We start from the raw sequence: 17562 nt of genomic DNA on the forward strand, positions 1-17562 counted from the left end.
ATTAGAGAGGAACAGAGCATGGATATGTCGGAGATCTTTTCCGGGCACGACGCATACGCGAAGGCTGAGGAAATTGCGATTTCCCTCGACGACTCGCAGGAGAAGTCCTTTACTGCCTACTGTCACGGTACCTTCATTGGTTGCCCTACCGGTAACCAGGGCTGAAGCAAGTTCCGGAGGTGTGCGGTTGGTCGGTACGGAGGGGTTAGCCTCGATCATTCATGAGGGTCCGTCAGCTTGCTGGCGGACCCTTTGTGGTGAGTGTTGGTGGTGACTTTCGGAGTCTGGGCAGGTTGAGTGCCCGGCTGATGCCCCTATGGATGTCAAGCGGCTGGTGCGGGTGTCACCGCGGTTCGCGGGTGATCATCTGGTACATCTCTCATGCGATGTACCGTTTCAGGCAGCGGATGGCTTCTCGGCGGGTCTTGCCCTCGCTGATGCGTCGCTCCACGTAGTCGCGTACAGGCCGACTCCGCGCTCTACACCGTCGTCCTGGCCCGCCTGCGCTGGGACACCCGCACCACGAGGACGCCTCCACCGTCCACACAGGCACCGCACCCCGCGCCATGGCCGCCTTCCGCAACCTCGCCATCGGCCCGCTGAAGATCCTCGGAGCCGACAACATCGCCAAGACCACCCGAGCCATCCACCGCAACCCCGAACACGCACTCCGAATCCTGAGCCTCACAGGCGACCCGGACACTCCAGGAACTTGATCAAGCTCTGGCCGGTAACTGAACCTCTTTCATCCTGGCTGGGTGAGTGAAGTGGGCTGGTCAGGTGGGGGGCGGTTGGTCCCGCACAGGATTGAGCAATGCCGCACCGGCCACAGCCACCTGACACACGCTCACGGCTGCCTCCGCGGCCGGTCGGCGGGAAAGAGGGCCAGCAGGGCGGCACGGTGGGAGAGCCATCCCACGAGGTGGCTTCGTGCACTGTCCAGCACCGGAAGTCCGTCTTCGTCGCTCTCGGTGAACAGGGCCAGGACTTCGTGGAGTTCCTGCCCGGCCAGTGCGACCGGGGGGAAGCTCCTCAGCTCGGCCAGGGGGCGGGACAGCGGCACGCCCGCCTCCAGTGCGTCGGCAGTCGTCATGGAACCGACCACGCCCTGATACCGCCCCGCGGCGTCCACGAGAGGCATGCTGCTGCGCCGTGTGCGCCGGAGACTGTCGACAGCCTCGCGCAAAGTGGCCTCGGGCGGCAGGCTGTTCGGAGGCGGCTCCATGGCATCGGCCACGGTGGTCAAAGGGGGGCCGACCTGTTGCAGGTCGACGCCGCGGCGCTGCAGCTTCGCGGAGTAGACGGTCTCCTTGCTCAGCGCGTTGCTGACGCCTGTCGCGATCGCGACGGCCACCATCAGCGGCAGGATCAGTCCGTAGTCGCCGCTCAGCTCATACATGATGATCACCGCGGTGATGGGTGCGCGTGCCGCGCCGGCGAACACCGCCCCCATGCCGAGCAGCGCATAGGAAGCAGCCGGTCCGGTGACTCCGGGAGCCCAGAGCCCGAAGAGCTGTCCCCACGCGCTGCCGAGCATCGCGCCGATGAACAAAGACGGTGCGAAGACGCCCCCCGAACCCCCGATGCCGATGGTCACGCTGCTGGCCACGATCTTGCCGACGAGCAGCACCAGGAGGAACGCGATGCCGTATCCGCCGATCACCGCCTTCTCCAGCACCGGATAGCCAACGCCGTACATCTGCGGCAGGGCGAGAAGGATCAGGCCCAGGACAACGCCACCCGCGGCCGGGCGCAGCCACTCCGGGCCGTGCCAGAGGGCGTCGCAGGCGTCCTCGATCCAGTAGAGGATTTTCGTGAAGACCACGCCCACCGCGCCGGCCACCAGTCCCAGCAGCACATAGAGACCGTAGGAGGCGAGGTGGTGCACCTGTGCCGGGGGCAGATGGAGGAATGGCCGGTTGCCCAGCACTCCGCGGCCGATCACGGACGCGGTCACCGAGGACAGGACCACCATGCCGAAGCTGCGGGCGGTGAACTCGGCGAGGATGAGTTCCATGGCGAAGAAGACGCCTGCCAGCGGAGCGTTGAAGGTCGCTGCGATACCGCCTGCGGCCCCGCAGGCGACCAGAGTCCGCAGGCGTTCCTCGCCCACGCGTACCGCCACGCCTGCCGTGGAGCCCAGGGCGGAACCGATCTGCACGATCGGCCCTTCCCGGCCGACCGAGCCGCCCCCGCCGATGCACACCGCCGAGGCGATCGCCTTGACCGCCGCGACCCGGGGCGGGATCCTGCCGCCTTGGCGGGCGACGGCGTACATGACTTCCGGGACCCCGTGCCCCCGTGCCTCTCTCGCGTAGCGGTACACCAGCGGGCCGTAGACCAGTCCCGCCACCACCGGTGCCAGCAGCACGAAGTAGGGACCCAGCCAGGGAACCAGAGGGTTGTCGGCCCGTCCGGCGGACGAGTAGTCGGCATGACCGGTCAGCACCCGTGTGACGGCCTCGATCAGCCACCGAAAGACGACCGCGCCGAGTCCGGCCCCCGCACCCACGGCCACCGCGAGCGCGACCAGACCGGCCGGTGTCTGCTGCAGCGCCGTCAGCGCGCGGCGCGGCATGCTGAGGGCCTCTTGCCGCAGGCGGTGCAGCACACCCGTGCCTGGCCGGTTCGAGCTCACCTCACCCACCTGCCGGGCACCTGCTTGGCCTGCTCCGTGCCACGCACGCGGCGAGCGGGCCGGGCAGAGGGTGGACATCGGTGCGGGCAGAGATCATTTTCTTCCTGCCTCTCATCACACTGCAAGTATCACATTATGTCTTGGAATATCGGATTCTGTCAGATGGGGTGGCCGGGCCGCTGCGCGAGCAGGTGACAGGTCGTCAAATTCAGCGGCGGGCTGACGGTGTCCTGCCGCCTTTCCGGCGCTCGATCACCCGTGCGGGTCCCCAGCCCTGGCCACGGCGGCCGCCGGTAGGTCCGTTGCCCGGGAAGATGTTCCCGGCGAAGGGCTGCCGGCGGGCTCGGGGGTGAAACGGAAGTCTCCGTAGCCGTGAACACCGGTTGGGAACCGGTCAACACCGCGCACGCCCTTGCCGGGCCAACGCGTATGCGCCTTTGGGGGGTGTGTCGTCGATTCGCGCAACGCCCTTGCAGAAGTCCACGGTTGGCAGACGCTCTGTTGTGCCGTACGACAGACCTGCAGCGACCGTGCACCCCCGTGCGTGCGGCCGATGAAGCCGGACATGTCGCATTCCGAGGTCCTGGTTCTTGTGCCCACGGCGCCTGGACGCATGGGAGCCACGCATGATGGCGCCGGTCCTGGCGCGGTGACCTGCGGGCCCGGGGTGTGCCGGTGTCGACGTGCGCTGCCGAAGGCCGAAGGCCTAGACCGCCTGTAAATCTGTGACCTGTGCAAACAGGCGTTTGATGCCGTGTCACTTCGCTGGCCGTGCACCCCGGTTGCGGGCCGGTATCCCTGGTGCCGGGTGACGTCGCGGCCTCCGGGTGCGGATGCGCGCATGACAAAAATTCTTACACGGTGGCGTCTCTTGTCTTCTCTTCGCTGTTCTCGTGCCAGCCTCATCTCATCCCAGGCAGCTGCCAGTCCGTCGCGCAGTGCTCAATGGAGATGCAGCTCGCCGTTCCCCCCACTGGCTGAGAGGCGCACCGATGCGAACATCAAGGATCCTGACGCGGTCCAGGCGAACACCGACACTGGCCGCCGTGGCATTCGCCATGGTGGGGGCAATGGCGACACCGTCGTCAGCGTCGGACGCACCCACCGCACAGGACATCCTGCGTGACTGTGCATCAGGTCTGGGCAAGTGCACGTTTACGCCCGACTATGTGGGACCGGGCCAAGCGGGAACGTTCCGCCCGGTCACTCCCGTCCAGCTGGGCTGTGTGGCGGGGACGTCGCTGCGGAACGACTGGTCGGACACGACCGGCACAACGGACACCGTGGGGACGGAATTCAGCTCGTCCGTCACCATCGCGGAGACCGTCCAATTCAGCCTCTCGGTGATGTACCAGCACAGTTGGCTGACCACGCATACGGAAACCTACTCCTCCACACTTCCCGTACCGAAGGGTTACAAGGGCTGGATCGACTACGCCGATGTGGTGCAGCACATTTCCGGCACCTGGCAGACCCACTACGACGACCGGCACTGGGGGCACTATTTCTGGTACGTCCACGACAACATCACCCACCCGGTGACGGAGGGCACGGACGGTCAACGGAGGCAGATCATCCCGGTGATCCGCCCCATGACCTCCGCCGACTGGCGGAGCTGCGCAATGGCCCCCGCCAAGGGCACGAACGCCGTCGCCAAGAAGGCCACGATCCGCTCGTAACCCCCATCGGGCAGATCTCCTCAACTGCCTGCTCAGCCTGGAGCGCTGCTCCCGGCCGCCCGACCGGTCCGGCGCTACGTCGACGAGCCCCTCGAACGTCCCGTTGACGTAGCGCCGGGCCCTGCCTGTGAGGTCGGCAGAACCGTGTGAAGCAACCCGGCTCGCACCGGGGCAGGACCCGTTCCACCACCCCTGCTCGGCCGGGCCGAAGAAACCCGCCGTGCGGTTGTGAGTGTCACCGTCCGGTCGTGGCCGGTCTGCCGGAAGGCATGGAGAAGGCCCCTGGCCCTCGGAGGCCGGTTTCGGGGTGCCTCTCTTTCTTTCGCCAAGCGAGGCGTGGGGTTGCGGGCTCGTAGCAGGTGCCGTCGCGGTGGCGGGCAAGGTGCTTCCCGGGGCCGTCCGGCACCGACACGCCCCACACCTCGCCACCGGGGTCGGCACCCGAGCCTGTCAGGCCGGCCACCGCCTCGCGTTCGCGACAGCGGCCCAAGAGGCCCCCGGCATTCGAAGCCGTCAAGGAGGCATGCCCGGCGACGAGTTGACCCGGCCGGGCCGGACCCCGCTGATCATCGTGGCGAGGTCGGCACATCCCCTTCGAACCCGAGGCGGCGAACCTGCTCCCGATCATCCCAGGACGCTACGAACGCGAGCGTGCTGCCGGAGCATGGTTCACGCCGCGCCGGCACCCGGGGTCATCAAGCAAGGACACGTCGGCCCCCATGTGCCCCGCCGCACGTCGGCGGCGCTCTCTTCCGGGCCGCTGTGACGTCCCTCATCGCGGGGAAGCGGCAAAAAAGAAGGGGGCGAGGGCAGTGCCCACCATCCGCTCCACCGTTCAGGGGACGGTGTCCGCTCGAGGCGGGCGGCAGCCTGAGTACCTGACGAGCGAAAGGAGCGGGTTGTGGGCATGCGACAGACGCCACTGCCTGTTGATCTCGAAAGGGTGCCGGAAGTGTCCCGCGCCGTTGACAGGCTGGGGCTGGGCGTTCTGCTGCCCGAAACGATCCACTCCTTCAACGGGCGCAACGACAACTGGTCGGGCCGGACCAGCACCGGAGCACCCATCTTCATCAAGAAGGTCCAGGGCTACCAGGCTCGGCAGCGTTTCGAGCGCACTCTCTCGTTCGAGAAGCTGCGCCGGCTCGGCCGGGCCCCGGTGCCCGCTGCGCAGTGCCTGGGATGGGACGAGCCGTCGCACATCATGATCTACGAGCTGCTCGACGGAGCCCGCAGCACCGCGGACCTGGCCGAGGACCAGGCCTTCACCGCAGAGCTCGCTCGCGAGGCCGGCTCTATGGTCGGCCGCCTGCACAACGTGCGGGTCGAAGACCACGAACTGCCCGATCCGCCGGCCCCGTGGACGCTGCTGGAGTGCCGGGGGGCGGTCAGCGCCGAAGCCTACGCCCTGGCCAGCGGAGCACTGCTGGAGACATGGGGGCTGCTGCAGCGCGATTCGATGCTGGCCACAGCGCTCGACCGTCTGCGGCACGACAGCGAGCAGGCGCCGGCCGCCCCCATCCACGGAGACCTGCGACTGGACCAATTTCTTTTGTCGGAAAACGGACTGCGCATGGTCGACTGGGAAGAATTCTGCCATGCCGACCCGGCCCGGGACATCGGCGCGTTCATAGGCGAATGGATTCACCGCGCAATGTTGGCAGGGCTCGCCGATTCCCCGACGGACGGCGAAACGCTGATGAAGTCGTGGGGGCAGGAACTGGATCACAGGATGCCCATCATCCGCGCTTTCTGGGCCGGGTATGCGGGCGAGCGGCCGGTGACCGATGCCGGGTTGGGTGTGCGAGTCGCCGGTTTCACGGGCTGGCACCTGCTCGACCGGGTCCTGGCCGGCAGCATCGAACGTCACCGGCTCGGAGCGCTGCAGCGCGCCCAGATAGGCGTCGCGCGCACACTTCTGCTCGATTCCGGGACCTTCTTGAAGATCACTGGAATCGGGACAGACACGCCAAGCAAGGAGATGGCGGCATGACCACCGAGACTTTCCAGCTCGCAGACCGGCTGCAGCAGGCACTCGCCACGGTAACAGTTACCTCCGTAAATGGTTTCCATGCCTTCCGGGTAGGCGATGTGGAATTTCAGTCGCCAAGTCTCAGTGAATTCCGTGGCAAGCTGAGCGGCGCACTCTACGACACGTTCCACGCCGGCCGCGATTCCCAACAGCAGCGGCCTCGATGGCTGCGCGACCCCGCCTTCGAGGACGTGCTCGCCGCGGCGATGCCCTACCAGCACACGACCGGTACCGGCCGGTATGCGGGGCGTCTGGACAGCGGCGAGATCCTGGCCGAACTGGGCTCCCTGCGGGTGAAGTTCACACCCGACGACGTCGAGGGGATGGCGCAGTGCCAGATCGGCGACCTGCTCAGGCTTCGCCTGCCGGCGTCCCGGCCGGCCCTGTCACCCGGCTTCTACCTCGCCGACAGCCCCGACGGGCCTCCGCCCGCAGGCCCGCTGCTGCGCCTTTACGTACACCTGGCAGACCCCCACCAGGCCGCTGCTGCCTGGAGGGCGTGCATGCTCGCGCTGAAGGCGCAAGGTGTGCGCTACCGCGCAAAGATCAGCTCAGCCCCCTGGCTGTATCCGCGTATGGACGCACTCGTGGTGTACCTGGGCCATGACGCCTGGCCAGCAGTGGGCGACGTCGTGGACGTCCTTGCGTCCCTGCCCGGAAAGGGCACCGACACCTCCGTGTTCGCCTCCCGCCTCGCACCGGGCATCTCCTACGCCTGGGAACCGGCCGATGCCAGGGTCGGCAAGAGCAATATGAGCTTCGGGCAGCACCGCAGCGCCGCCCTCACCGACGGGCTGCTGGCCGCCGCCACCGCTGCGGACACCCGGAAAGCGGCAGTCCTGCAGGCGCTGTGCGACGCCAACATCGACCCCGGCGCCCCCGAACGCAATCTCGACTCGCCTCCCCTGCAGTGGTGACGGCCGGCCCCCACCGGGCCGCCGCCCCCTCGCCCCGCCCGGGCCCACCCGGTCCGGCATATCCGCCTGCGGCATCCGCACTCGGCTGAGTGAACAAAGGAACCGATCCCCGATCATGAGAGCACCGTCCGCACCCCAAGACCAGTGCCTCGATCACGTCGATGGGCCGCGGCAGCCACAAGCACAGCCGCCCGCGCGACAGGAGGGATGCTGCCGGGAACCGGCACACCCGGCACAGCGCGGCCACCGGCGACACCGGCGCCCTGCCACAAAACCGCCCGAGCGATCAGCCCCCGCACGGCAACGGAGCAAAGCATGCGCGAACCGCAGCACACTCATAGGACTGCTGCACACCTACCTCAGGCCCTACAGCAAGCCCATCGCCCTGGTGGTAGTGCTGCAGTTGCTGCAGACCTGCGCCACCCTCTGCCTGCCCGCGCTGGACGCGCGCATCATCGACAACGGCGTCGTCAGGGGCGACACCGGTTACATCCTCACCTTCGGCGCCGTGATGCTCGCCGTCACACTGGCGCAGGTCGCGTGCAGCATCGGCGCCGTCTACTACAGCGCCCGCACCGCCTGTGCGCTGGGCCGGGACCTGCGCCGTGCCGTCTTCGACCGCGTGCAGTCCTTCTCCGCACGCGAGGTCGGCCATTTCGGGGCGCCCTCGCTCATCACGCGCACGACGAACGACGTGCAGCAGGTTCAGATGCTGGTGCTGAGCGCGCTCACCCTGTTCGTGTCGGCGCCCATCATGTGCGTGGGCGGCATCGTGATGGCGCTCGGCCTGGACGTGCCCCTGTCCGGGGTACTGGCCGCGGTCGTGCCGGTACTCGCCATCGCCATGACGGTGATCCTGCGCCGAGTGCACCCGCTGTTTCGGACCATGCAGGTCCGCCTCGACACGGTGAACCGGATCCTGCGCGAGCAGATCACCGGCAACCGCGTCATCCGTGCCTTCGTCCGCGAAACCTACGAGCAGAAGCGGTTCGGCAAGGCCAACAAGGACCTGACCGAGCTCCAGACGGCCACCGACTGGATGCTGGAGCTGATATATCCCATCGTGATCACGGTGGTCAACCTGGCCTCCATCGCCCTGGTGTGGTTCGGCGCGTACCGTCTGGCCGACGGCGGGATGCAGATCGGGGACATCGCCGCGTTCCTCGTCTATCTGATGCAGATCGTCGCGGCCGTGATCACGGCCACCTTCATGCTCATGAGGGTGCCGCGCGCCGAGGTGTGCGCCGAGCGCATCGAGGAAGTCCTCAAGACCGACTCCAGCGTGGTGGCGCCGCTCGCGCCAGTCACCGAGCTGCGCCGGCACGGCCATCTGGAGATCCGGGGCGCGGGCTTTTGCTATCCGGGTGCCGAGGAGCCGGTGCTGAAGTCCATCGACCTGGTGGCCCGGCCCGGTGAGACGACCGCCGTGATCGGCTCCACCGGCAGCGGCAAGTCCACCCTGCTCGGGCTCGTCCCGCGGCTGTTCGACGCCACCGAGGGCGAGGTGCTGGTCGACGGCGTCAACGTCCAGGAGGTCGCCCCGAAGCTGCTCGCGCGGACGGTCGGACTGGTGCCGCAAAAGCCGTACCTGTTCGCGGGAACGGTCGCCACCAACCTGCGCTACGGCAACCCCGACGCCACCGACGAGGAGCTGTGGCACGCACTGGCGGTGGCGCAGGCCAAGGACTTCGTGAGCAAGCTGGAGGGCGGCCTCGACGCGCCCATCGCGCAAGGAGGCACCAACGTCTCCGGCGGTCAGCGCCAGCGCCTCGCCATCGCCCGCACCCTGGTCCAGCGCCCGGAGATCTACCTCTTCGACGACTCCTTCTCCGCGCTCGACTACGCCACCGACGCGGCCCTGCGCACCGCGCTGGCCCGCGAGACGGCGGAGGCGACGACCGTCGTCATCGTCGCCCAGCGGGTGGCGACCATCCGGGACGCCGACCGGATCATCGTGCTGGACGAGGGCCGGGTCGTCGGCTCCGGCCGGCACCACGAACTGATGGCCGGCAATGAGACCTACCGGGAGATCGTGCTCTCCCAGCTGACGGAAGCGGAGGCCGTCTGATGGCCGGGAAGAGGACGGACGGCCCCGACAGCCGCTCGATGGATTTCACGAAGTCGGGCAAGCGGCTCATCGCCCAGTTCAAACCCGAACGCCTCACCCTCGGCCTCCTGCTGCTGTGCATGGGGCTGAGCGTGGGCCTGTCAGTGCTGGGACCGCTCCTGCTCGGCAAAGCCACCGACCTGGTCTTCGCCGGCATCATGGGACGCCAGATGCCGTTCGGACTCACCAAGGACCAGGCGCTGAGCGACATGCGGCTCCGGGGCCAGGACACCATCGCCGACATGCTCAAAAGCACCGGCCTGACCCCCGGCAAGGGCATCGACTTCGACGTCCTGGGCCGTGTGCTGCTTCTCGCTCTGGTCGTCTACCTCGCCGCCAGCTTGCTGCTGACGATGGCCACCTGGCTGGTCAACCAGATGGTGAACCGGACCATGTACCGCATGCGTGAGTCCGTGCAGGCGAAGCTGTCGCGGCTGCCGCTGTCGTACTTCGATGGGCGCCGGCGCGGCGAGGTGCTCTCACGTGCCACCAACGACATCGACAACCTCGGGCAAACCCTGAGCGAGGCGATGAGCCAGGTGCTCAACTCAGTGCTGACCATCATCTGCGTGCTGGTGATGATGTTCTGGGTCTCCTGGCTCCTCGCACTGGCGGCGCTGGCGACCGTACCGCTGATGTACGTCGTCGGCACCCGGGTCGGCAAACGGTCCCAACCCCACTTCCTCCAGAAGTGGCGCACCGTGGGCACGCTGAACGCGCACGTGGAGGAGATGTGCACCGGACACACCCTGGTGAAGGTGTTCGGCCGGCAGGAAGAGTCGGCCAAGCAGTTCGCCGAGCACAACGAGGCTCTCTACCAGGCCGGGTTCAAGGCCCAGTACCACAGCGGTGTCATGCAGCCGCTGATGATGTTCCTGTCCAACCTGAACTATGTGCTGGTGGCGGTCGTCGGCGGCCTCAAGATCGCTTCGGGCACCCTGTCCATCGGCGACGTCCAGGCGTTCATCCAGTACTCGCGGCGGTTCTCCGGGCCACTGAGCCAGGTGGCGGCGATGGCGAACCTGGTGCAGTCCGGTGTCGCCTCCGCCGAGCGGGTCTTCGAACTCCTGGACGCGCGGGAGCAGGAAGCGGACCCGATGCCCGGCGAGCGGCCGGCCCGGCTGCGCGGCAGGGTGCGGCTGGAGCACGTCTCGTTCCGCTACGACCCCGACAGGCCGCTGATCGAGGACCTCTCGCTCACGGTGCAGCCCGGACACACGGTGGCCATCGTCGGCCCGACGGGTGCGGGCAAGACCACACTGGTCAACCTGCTCATGCGGTTCTACGAAGTCTCCGCCGGCCGGATCACCCTCGACGGCGTCGACATCCGGAAGATGTCCCGCGACGACCTCCGCTCCGGGATCGGCATGGTACTGCAGGACACCTGGCTGTTCGGCGGCACCATCGCCGAGAACATCGCCTACGGCGCCTCCCGCGAAGTCAGCCGCAAAGAGATCGAGCAGGCCGCGCGGGCCGCACACGCCGACCGGTTCATCCGCACACTGCCCGACGGCTACGACACCGTGATCGACGACGAGTCGGGCGTCAGCGCCGGCGAGAAGCAGCTCATCACCATCGCGCGGGCGTTCCTGTCCGACCCGACCATCCTCGTACTGGACGAGGCGACCAGCTCGGTCGACACCCGGACCGAAGTACTGATCCAAAATGCGATGGCTCAACTCCAGCACGGCAGGACGTCCTTCGTCATCGCCCACCGACTCTCCACGATCCACGACGCGGACACCATCCTCGTCATGGAGAACGGCGCCATCGTCGAGCAGGGCACCCACGACGAACTGCTGGCGGCCGACGGAGCCTACGCACGGCTGTACCAGGCACAGTTCGCACACGAACGCGACACAGCCGACCTGCTGACCGTTTTGGCGTGACCGCCTTCCACCACCCCCCGAGCCTCGAGGGAAGCTTCCGCACCAGCCGCGGCGGGGGCAGACGCCTGCCCTCTTCGCTTCGTCGCGCACGGAAGGCCCCGGCGGCACCGCAGCGGACAACCGGGCGGGCGGTCATCGAAGGAGCGTCGGGGCACACAGCGGCTGATCGCTCTCACGATGTCACCCCGCGGCCGCACAGCCGCCAGGCCCTCACACCAGGACGCCGATCCAGCCCGCGATCCCCACGCCGCGTGCCACTTCCCCCTGATCCCCGGACCCGCCGCAGCCCTCGGCCGCGACGCGAGTGAGGGCTTGGCACCGCAATGCTCCCGGCCCCGCAGGACAACCCCTGGCCGCCTCCGCGCCCCTCCCCGAGTCGCAGCGGACGAAGAGGCACGTCCACCGATCGGCTGGTGCAACTGGAAGGCAATTGACCCCCGGTCGGCCGATTTATTTGACCTTCGATTTTCACGAGGCTCGATTCGAAAGCGTTTTTCACCACCCAGGAGTGATTATGACTTCCGCGTCCCGCCGCGCCTCATTTATCAGGAATGCCGCTCTAGCCATCCTCACGACCATCGGCATCTCCGTGCCAATGATCACGGCCGCAAGCCCGGCAAACGCGGCGACCGACAACGTATGGAGCCGCCTCGCCACCTGTGAAAGCAGCAGCAACTGGGCAGCCCACACAGGAAACGGCTTCACAGGAGGCCTCCAATTCACGAAGTCGACATGGCGTCAATTCGGCGGTACTGCCTTTGCCCCGACCGCAAACGAGGCCAGCAGGGGGCAACAGGTCGTTATCGCCAAGCGGGTCCAGGCCGCACAGGGGTGGAATGCATGGCCGTCATGCTCAAGGAAGATTGGACTTGCCGGCTGATACGACCCGCCCGGCAAAGTGCCGTCCCTGCCGGTGTTCCGGCACCAAATGAAACCAAGCCGGTACCGCGGCGGCCGCATCGCGCGAGGCGTCCGGCGGTGGCGCTGAAGACATCGTGCTGGAGTTCGTGCTCCATCCGAGCAGTCACGTGCAGCTCCCGGCAGGTGACCTCGGATGGAGCACGGCGTGTGATGCAATGCCTGTCGACCTTCGACACCCCGGACGGTGAGACCACCGTGCAGGGGGCCTGGAGCGAACACGGGAGCCCGCCGCAGCCGTCCGAGGCCGCCGTCACGGCCGGAACCGGCAAGTGCCGTAACACCACCGGCTACGCGCGACGTACGCGCTGCTCAACCCCGGCAACACCGTCGGCATGCGCGCGGCAACGACGACCGGCGCCGGCCCGGCGTCTGCGTCACATGCGGCGGCCTTCAACCCCCGTAGGCCCAAAGCGCCGTGAATCGCCCGTGCCGACGGCGCGCACCGCGCGGGCGCCCCCGGAGGGTGATGCCGCTGCGGATCTACAAACGGCGGAGTAACGTTTGTAGGGATTTTCGAGTTCATATGTGATACCGAGAACTTCCTCGGAAGTGCCGGAACAGCTCCAACGGCTGGCGTATTACAGGTCGGGGGTGATAGTGATGCCGAACCCTGTGGGCAGCATCGGTGAAGTAATCGGCGGGCATGAGCGTCGCAGTCTGCAAGCTCAGTGTGTGCTACGCCTTTTCATCCTCGCCCTGGTGTGCGTCAACCAGGCCCGACTCGTACCCCGAGGCGGCAGATGGGCCGCCTCCATGGTCATAGCCTGCGCCTACGGAATCTGGGTGATCCTGTTGGTCACCCGGGTCGTAATGAACCGCAGGGTTCCCCGCCAAGTGCCGTGCATTATGATCGATGTGCTTGTGCTGACATCGATTCTGACGGTCCTGGGGGGGTTCCAGGAATTCTATACACCCCCTACCGGATTTGATTTCCTGGACTACGCCTACCTTCTGCTCCCCATCCTTGCGGCGTTTCAAATCGACGCTCGCGCGACACTGCTTGTGTCGGTAATGGAGACCGGTGCTTGGGTGTGCGGGGCGGGTTTTACGACGATCAACCCCGACTGGTCTATAATAGGGCGCTTTGCGATGCTCTCCACCATTGTGGGGCTGGCGTGTGTGTTCATCTCTGCCATAAATCATTCCAGGGTCTCGGCGATAGCTGATCTGGCAGAGACGAGAGCGCACCTGCTCGACGAGAACATCGTCATCGAAGAACACGAAAGACAGGTGCTGTCGGAAGCCATCCACGACGGCCCGCTGCAGACCCTGCTCGCCACGCGACAGGATGTCGGCGACATGCGTGACCAACTCGGAACGACGTCCGATGAATCCGCCACGGCTGAGCGCATCGACACAAACCTGGAGACGGCGGTGGCCGACCTGCGGACCGTTATCCGCGGCCTGCACCCGATGGTGACGCGCGAGATCGGCATCGGCGAATCAATTCAAAACCTCGCACAGGCCGCCGCGCAAAGAGGAGGGTTCGACCTGACGTTCCGGAACGAACTCCCGACGTGCGATGTGCAGATCCCGCCCCGCATTCGAAAGGTAGCCGTAAGCGCGGCCCGAGAATTCCTGGAGAACGCCGTAAAGTACTCCAGAGCGCAGAACCTGCACGTCACCTTGGGGGTTTCCGAAAGAGCTCTGCGTCTTGAAGTGAGCGACGACGGCGTCGGAGCGCCCGCTGCCCGGCTGCGCTCCAACCTTCAGCAGGGCCACATCGGGATCGCTTCTCAGAGCGCACGGGTCGAGAGCGCGGGTGGAAGCATCGCGATTCATGGGTCCGAAGGAAACGGCGTAACGGTGACCGTCTCCATCCCGCTCGAGTGAGCGTCTTCTTCCTGCAACGTCACCGCCCGGACCGTCGGCGCGTAAGGGCAGCGCGTGAAGAGGTGCCCTGGCCGGGGCGCGGCGGCTCGCGGAGAGGCACACATCAGGAAATTCACAGCAGCCCTGCAGTACGCGACCGCCCAAGCCGGCCCCGTCCTGCTGCGCACCGAGGACAACGCCGGCCATGGTCCCCGAAGCCGCCGGCCGGAAACCTTGCGGCGTTCGTGGGCGTGTGGAGGTTCTCGCAGGTCCATCTGATCGACTGCCGTCTGGGGGAGTGGCGTACCACGACGGACCGGCGCGGAAACCCAGGGGGGTACGTCCCTGGGCACCGTCTGGAGGGCCCCTTCTGCCGCACCGGGCGATCGACGCTGCAGACGTTGCACAGGCTGGACCGGATCATCGACGGTCGGCAATGCGCGGCTGCGGGGTCCCGCCCATGACGGCCGCATCCGTTGCGCATCCGGCGTGCGGCCGCCGCCTGGAAGGCTCGCCGCGCCGGTCCCGCTCCGTCCGGAATGCCAGCACGGTCAGACCCACGAACGTGACCAGGGGCAGCAGCAGGGCGTCGCGGACGGTGTGGGCCTCGTCGGCGAGGAAACCGGCGAGCAGCGGGATCGCGGCGCCGGCGCCGATCGTCATGGTCAGGATGCTGGAGACCGCGTCGGTCTCCTGCGGCGAGGTCTTGTCGAGGGTGATGGCGAGCACGACGGGGAAGACGTTCGCGCAGCCGAGGCCGATGAGGATGAAGCCGGCCGCGACGACGGGCGTGAGGGGAACGAAGACGATGGCGAACCCGAGGGTTGCCGTGACGCAGCTCAGACGCAGGAGCGTGGAGCGGTGCATGCGGATGAGGAGGAAGCTGCCGGTGAGCCGGCCGCACGCGAGAGCCAGCACGAAGACGGCGGTGCCGAGCAGTCCGATCCGTGTGTTGTCGTAGCCGAAGCTCGCGTGGAGGAAGAGGGGGATCTGGGAGCCCACGGTGATCTCGGCCCCCATGTAGGCCACCAGTGCGGCCGCTCCGATGGCGACGGGGCGCTTCTTGAGCAGCCGTGGCACGGAGGAGAACGTGCACCGGTCAGGCGCGGCGGAGGCGGGGGCGGGGCGGGCGCGTCGCGGAACGCCGATGCGGACTGCGATGAGGGTGATGGCGACACCGGCGGCGTAGAGAGGAAAGACGATTCCCCAGTCTGCGCCCAGGGCAAGGGCCGCGATCGCGGGGATCAGAGGGCCGGACAGGGCACCGACGCAATGGAGGCACTGCGCGGACAGCAGCCGCTGGGTGAACTTCCCCGGCGGGGAGGCGTCCTGCAGCAGGGGGGCTGACGAGACCTGCAGGAGTGTCGCCCCTATGCCCATCAGGAGTGCGGTCGCCAGGAAGATGGGCAGAGATGGCATGCCCACGGTCACGGGGATGAGCATGGCGAGGAGCATGCTGATCAGACCGAGCGACAGCACGCGCTTGCGGCTCGTACGTGCCTGCAGAACGCCGGCGGGGATGGAGAAGAGCCCGAACATGGCGTAACCGGTGAACGGGATCAGCTGGGCGACGACGATGCTCAGGTGGAACTGATGCCCGGCCAGGCTGACGAATGGTCCCAGGGCGTCGGCGAATCCCATGGCGAAGAACGTCATGAAGATGGGCGTCGTGCCGGTGGTGCGTGTCATCGTGATCTTCTAACGGTGGGGGAGACTCGTCGATCAGGTGCGGGCGAGGTAGGGGGATCGGCTGGTGTCCGTCAGGAGGGCCTCGACGTCTGCGGCGCTTCCGGCGGGATGGTCTGCGGCCTGCTGGAGAATCGCGGTCATCCGGGCTGCCGGGGCATGACCGGTCGCAATCGTGCGGTGTGCGGCCTTCGAGAGGTCTCGCCGGAGGGCCAGGTATATCCCTCGCGGCCCTGGGCGATGAGATCCTGCGCGCCGCCGACCTCGGTGACGACCGGAACGACCCCTCGGGGCGCAGCGCTTTGAAGCAGGAACCCACCGAGACGGTCACCCGACCGTGGCAGGAATCCCCGCCGTCAAAAGCGACTCGTCCGCCTCACCACATAGGACACGGTCTCAGGGGCACCCAGTCACGGATTCCGTGAAAGTTGAGAGCAGGATGCGGCAGGCAGTCGATGCCGCGGGCGCCATTGATAATTTTCGCCGTGACCGGACTGTTCATCCAGGGCTCCATAACATCTGCGGCGGCCTACTGGGGCCTTTGTATGGATTTCCAGGAAATTACTGGATAGGGCGGGAGTCATTCTCCGAAAAGGAAGATGGCGCCTGTGCAGGTCTACTCTTTGGACTGGTTACCACTGGTCTTCACACCCAGGCGAGCGGTTGCCACACGTGCCGCTCATGCTCCTCATGAGCGTTGCATCTTCGCTGTGGAGGTATCCCCTGTAAAAAAAGCTAGCCCCAGGGCAGCACCGCAGCCCTCACCTGATTCACCGGTTGACTGCCTGATGCAGACGTCCTCCGATCGGCCGATCCCTTCGGCGCACTGCGGGCTAAAGGCTGCGTCGGTGGTTGTCGAAGCCGCAGTCGGTGCTGGTCATCTCCCGGGAGGAAGCGGCGGGGAAGGTGATCCATTCGTCGTGCGTCGCGGTGAGGACGGCGGTGGTGTACCGCTTGAGGGTGTCGGGGTTGGGGAAGATCTGGCCGACGTCCCTCCGGCGTTCAAGCTGCGCAGGAACGCGCTCCAGACCACCTCGGGCTCGCTGCCGCGCGCCATGAAGGCCGAGGACTTCGCGTCCGCCGTGCTCGGTGTTGCCGGTGTCGATTGACCAAGGTCTGCGAGACGATCTGGTGGTTCACCCGGGCCTTGCAGCAGGTGGCGTCCAGGCAGAGGTAGGGAGCGGGTGTGGTCCAGGGGCCGGATGCGAAATGCGGTCGGTTCTTGTCGAGGCCGTCGCGGATCCGGGAGACCTCGGCTCTGGAGATACCGGTGTCGGTGCCCAGGGGTTTGACCAGGTCGTCCATGCTGCGGGTGGACACATCCTGGCCGTCGGGCCGATCGCGCCCACAGGGTGCGTGCCTGACCAGGCAGATCCTGGTGCTCTCCGACCGTGCTTGCCGCGCAGCCGGCGCCACAGTCCGAACCCGTACTACGACCGCGACCTATCTGGGAAGTACGCCCAGCTCAACCAGGGCCACGCCCGGCTACGGGCGCTTGGCGAGCGAGCTTCGCCCGCCTCAAGCAATGGCTGCGCCGCCGGCCGCCGGAAGGGCTCTTGGGACGCCAGACGGTGATCTTGAGCGATCAGACCGCGCGCTTTGTCATTCCGCGCAGATTTCGCCGCGGGGGGCGGCCCACGTCGTGGGCGACGGCCTGGTCCGCATGATGGAGGCCGTCACCGCGCTCCCGGCAGTCGCGGAGGATCTTGTAGTTCTTCATCCGGCCGAGGACATGTTCCACGCGGGCACGGACCCTGCGGTGCTGGGCATTGCTGCAGATCATGCTGCTCACACATCATGAGTGCCGCCGTCAGCCCGGAGGCCGGGACGGAGGCCTGCGAGAAGCCCGGGCCGCGTATGGAATTCGCTCGGGTCCGACCGAAT

12 protein-coding genes and 3 pseudogenes are annotated in these 17562 nt (G+C 67.0%); 10 read left to right on the forward strand and 5 right to left on the reverse strand.

Features of this window, described 5'->3' with window-relative positions; genetic code table 11:
• Positions 1–566: 566 nt before the first annotated feature.
• Entirely contained in the window at positions 567–716 is a 150-nt protein-coding gene (locus AB0D93_RS33165) for a hypothetical protein (protein WP_362127514.1), read from the forward strand.
• Between the two features lie 131 nt (positions 717–847).
• Here the strand turns inward: AB0D93_RS33165 and AB0D93_RS33170 are convergent, their stop codons facing one another.
• The gene (locus tag AB0D93_RS33170; protein ID WP_362127574.1) at positions 848–2578 is read right to left on the reverse strand and encodes a chloride channel protein; all 1731 of its coding nucleotides are present in this window, start codon (positions 2576–2578) and stop codon (positions 848–850) included.
• A gap of 1343 nt (positions 2579–3921) precedes the next feature.
• Here AB0D93_RS33170 and AB0D93_RS33175 point away from each other — a divergent pair.
• The 7 genes from AB0D93_RS33175 (at position 3922) to AB0D93_RS33205 (ending at position 14013) form a co-directional block, all read left to right on the forward strand.
• Positions 3922–4317, forward strand: coding sequence for a hypothetical protein (locus AB0D93_RS33175; RefSeq protein WP_362127517.1), 396 nt, complete (start codon positions 3922–3924; stop codon positions 4315–4317).
• Between the two features lie 907 nt (positions 4318–5224).
• The gene (gene lxmK / locus AB0D93_RS33180) at positions 5225–6307 is read left to right on the forward strand and encodes a class V lanthionine synthetase subunit LxmK (RefSeq protein ID WP_362127577.1); all 1083 of its coding nucleotides are present in this window, start codon (positions 5225–5227) and stop codon (positions 6305–6307) included.
• Positions 6304–7263, forward strand: a complete 960-nt coding sequence (locus AB0D93_RS33185; RefSeq protein WP_362127520.1) for a T3SS effector HopA1 family protein — start codon at positions 6304–6306, stop codon at positions 7261–7263. Before lxmK ends, AB0D93_RS33185 begins: the two co-directional genes overlap by 4 nt.
• Before the next feature lie 337 nt (positions 7264–7600).
• Positions 7601–9331, forward strand: coding sequence for an ABC transporter ATP-binding protein (locus AB0D93_RS33190; RefSeq protein WP_362127580.1), 1731 nt, complete (start codon positions 7601–7603; stop codon positions 9329–9331).
• Positions 9331–11259: an ABC transporter ATP-binding protein gene (locus AB0D93_RS33195; protein ID WP_362127523.1), complete on the forward strand. Its 1929-nt coding sequence runs from the start codon at positions 9331–9333 to the stop codon at positions 11257–11259. Before AB0D93_RS33190 ends, AB0D93_RS33195 begins: the two co-directional genes overlap by 1 nt.
• A gap of 595 nt (positions 11260–11854) precedes the next feature.
• Positions 11855–12139: a transglycosylase family protein gene (locus AB0D93_RS33200; RefSeq protein WP_362127583.1), complete on the forward strand. Its 285-nt coding sequence runs from the start codon at positions 11855–11857 to the stop codon at positions 12137–12139.
• Positions 12140–12963: 824 nt separating this feature from the next.
• Positions 12964–14013 (forward strand): ATP-binding protein, encoded by a 1050-nt coding sequence (locus tag AB0D93_RS33205; RefSeq protein ID WP_362127526.1) that lies wholly within the window; start codon positions 12964–12966, stop codon positions 14011–14013.
• 399 nt (positions 14014–14412) lie between these two features.
• On the opposite strand, the gene AB0D93_RS33210 is transcribed toward AB0D93_RS33205, so the two are convergent.
• Together AB0D93_RS33210 and AB0D93_RS33215 are read right to left on the reverse strand one after the other, a co-directional pair.
• Entirely contained in the window at positions 14413–15681 is a 1269-nt protein-coding gene (locus AB0D93_RS33210; protein WP_362127529.1) for an MFS transporter, read from the reverse strand.
• A gap of 830 nt (positions 15682–16511) precedes the next feature.
• Positions 16512–16658, reverse strand: coding sequence for a hypothetical protein (locus tag AB0D93_RS33215; protein WP_362127586.1), 147 nt, complete (start codon positions 16656–16658; stop codon positions 16512–16514).
• Between AB0D93_RS33215 and AB0D93_RS33220 the strand changes: the two genes are divergently transcribed.
• Positions 16599–16787 carry a hypothetical protein gene (locus AB0D93_RS33220; RefSeq protein WP_362127595.1) on the forward strand — a complete coding sequence of 63 codons (189 nt, stop codon included), beginning with the start codon at positions 16599–16601 and terminating at the stop codon, positions 16785–16787. The two genes, AB0D93_RS33215 and AB0D93_RS33220, sit on opposite strands and share 60 nt — an antisense overlap.
• 13 nt (positions 16788–16800) lie before the next feature.
• Here AB0D93_RS33220 and AB0D93_RS33225 read toward each other — a convergent pair.
• Positions 16801–17094 (reverse strand): annotated as a pseudogene (locus tag AB0D93_RS33225) (transposase); the annotation flags it as partial.
• Between AB0D93_RS33225 and AB0D93_RS33230 the strand changes: the two are divergent.
• Positions 17033–17219: pseudogene (locus AB0D93_RS33230) on the forward strand (IS5/IS1182 family transposase); the annotation flags it as partial. The pseudogenes AB0D93_RS33225 and AB0D93_RS33230 overlap by 62 nt on opposite strands.
• Before the next feature lie 44 nt (positions 17220–17263).
• Here the strand turns inward: AB0D93_RS33230 and AB0D93_RS33235 are convergent.
• A pseudogene (locus tag AB0D93_RS33235) lies at positions 17264–17440 on the reverse strand (IS5/IS1182 family transposase); the annotation flags it as partial.
• Positions 17441–17562 lie beyond the last annotated feature (122 nt).

It is taken from the genome of Streptomyces sp. NPDC048191 (assembly GCF_040652655.1).
Lineage (GTDB): Bacteria > Actinomycetota > Actinomycetes > Streptomycetales > Streptomycetaceae > Streptomyces.

Coding starts and splice junctions, on each gene's coding strand:
- AB0D93_RS33210 (WP_362127529.1), bottom strand. CDS start 15,681: ATGACACGCACCACCGGCACGACGCCCATCTTCATGACGTTCTTCGCC.
- AB0D93_RS33200 (WP_362127583.1), top strand. CDS start 11,855: ATGATCACGGCCGCAAGCCCGGCAAACGCGGCGACCGACAACGTATGG.
- AB0D93_RS33195 (WP_362127523.1), top strand. CDS start 9,331: ATGGCCGGGAAGAGGACGGACGGCCCCGACAGCCGCTCGATGGATTTC.
- AB0D93_RS33185 (WP_362127520.1), top strand. CDS start 6,304: ATGACCACCGAGACTTTCCAGCTCGCAGACCGGCTGCAGCAGGCACTC.
- AB0D93_RS33170 (WP_362127574.1), bottom strand. CDS start 2,578: ATGCCGCGCCGCGCGCTGACGGCGCTGCAGCAGACACCGGCCGGTCTG.
- lxmK (WP_362127577.1), top strand. CDS start 5,225: ATGCGACAGACGCCACTGCCTGTTGATCTCGAAAGGGTGCCGGAAGTG.
- AB0D93_RS33165 (WP_362127514.1), top strand. CDS start 567: ATGGCCGCCTTCCGCAACCTCGCCATCGGCCCGCTGAAGATCCTCGGA.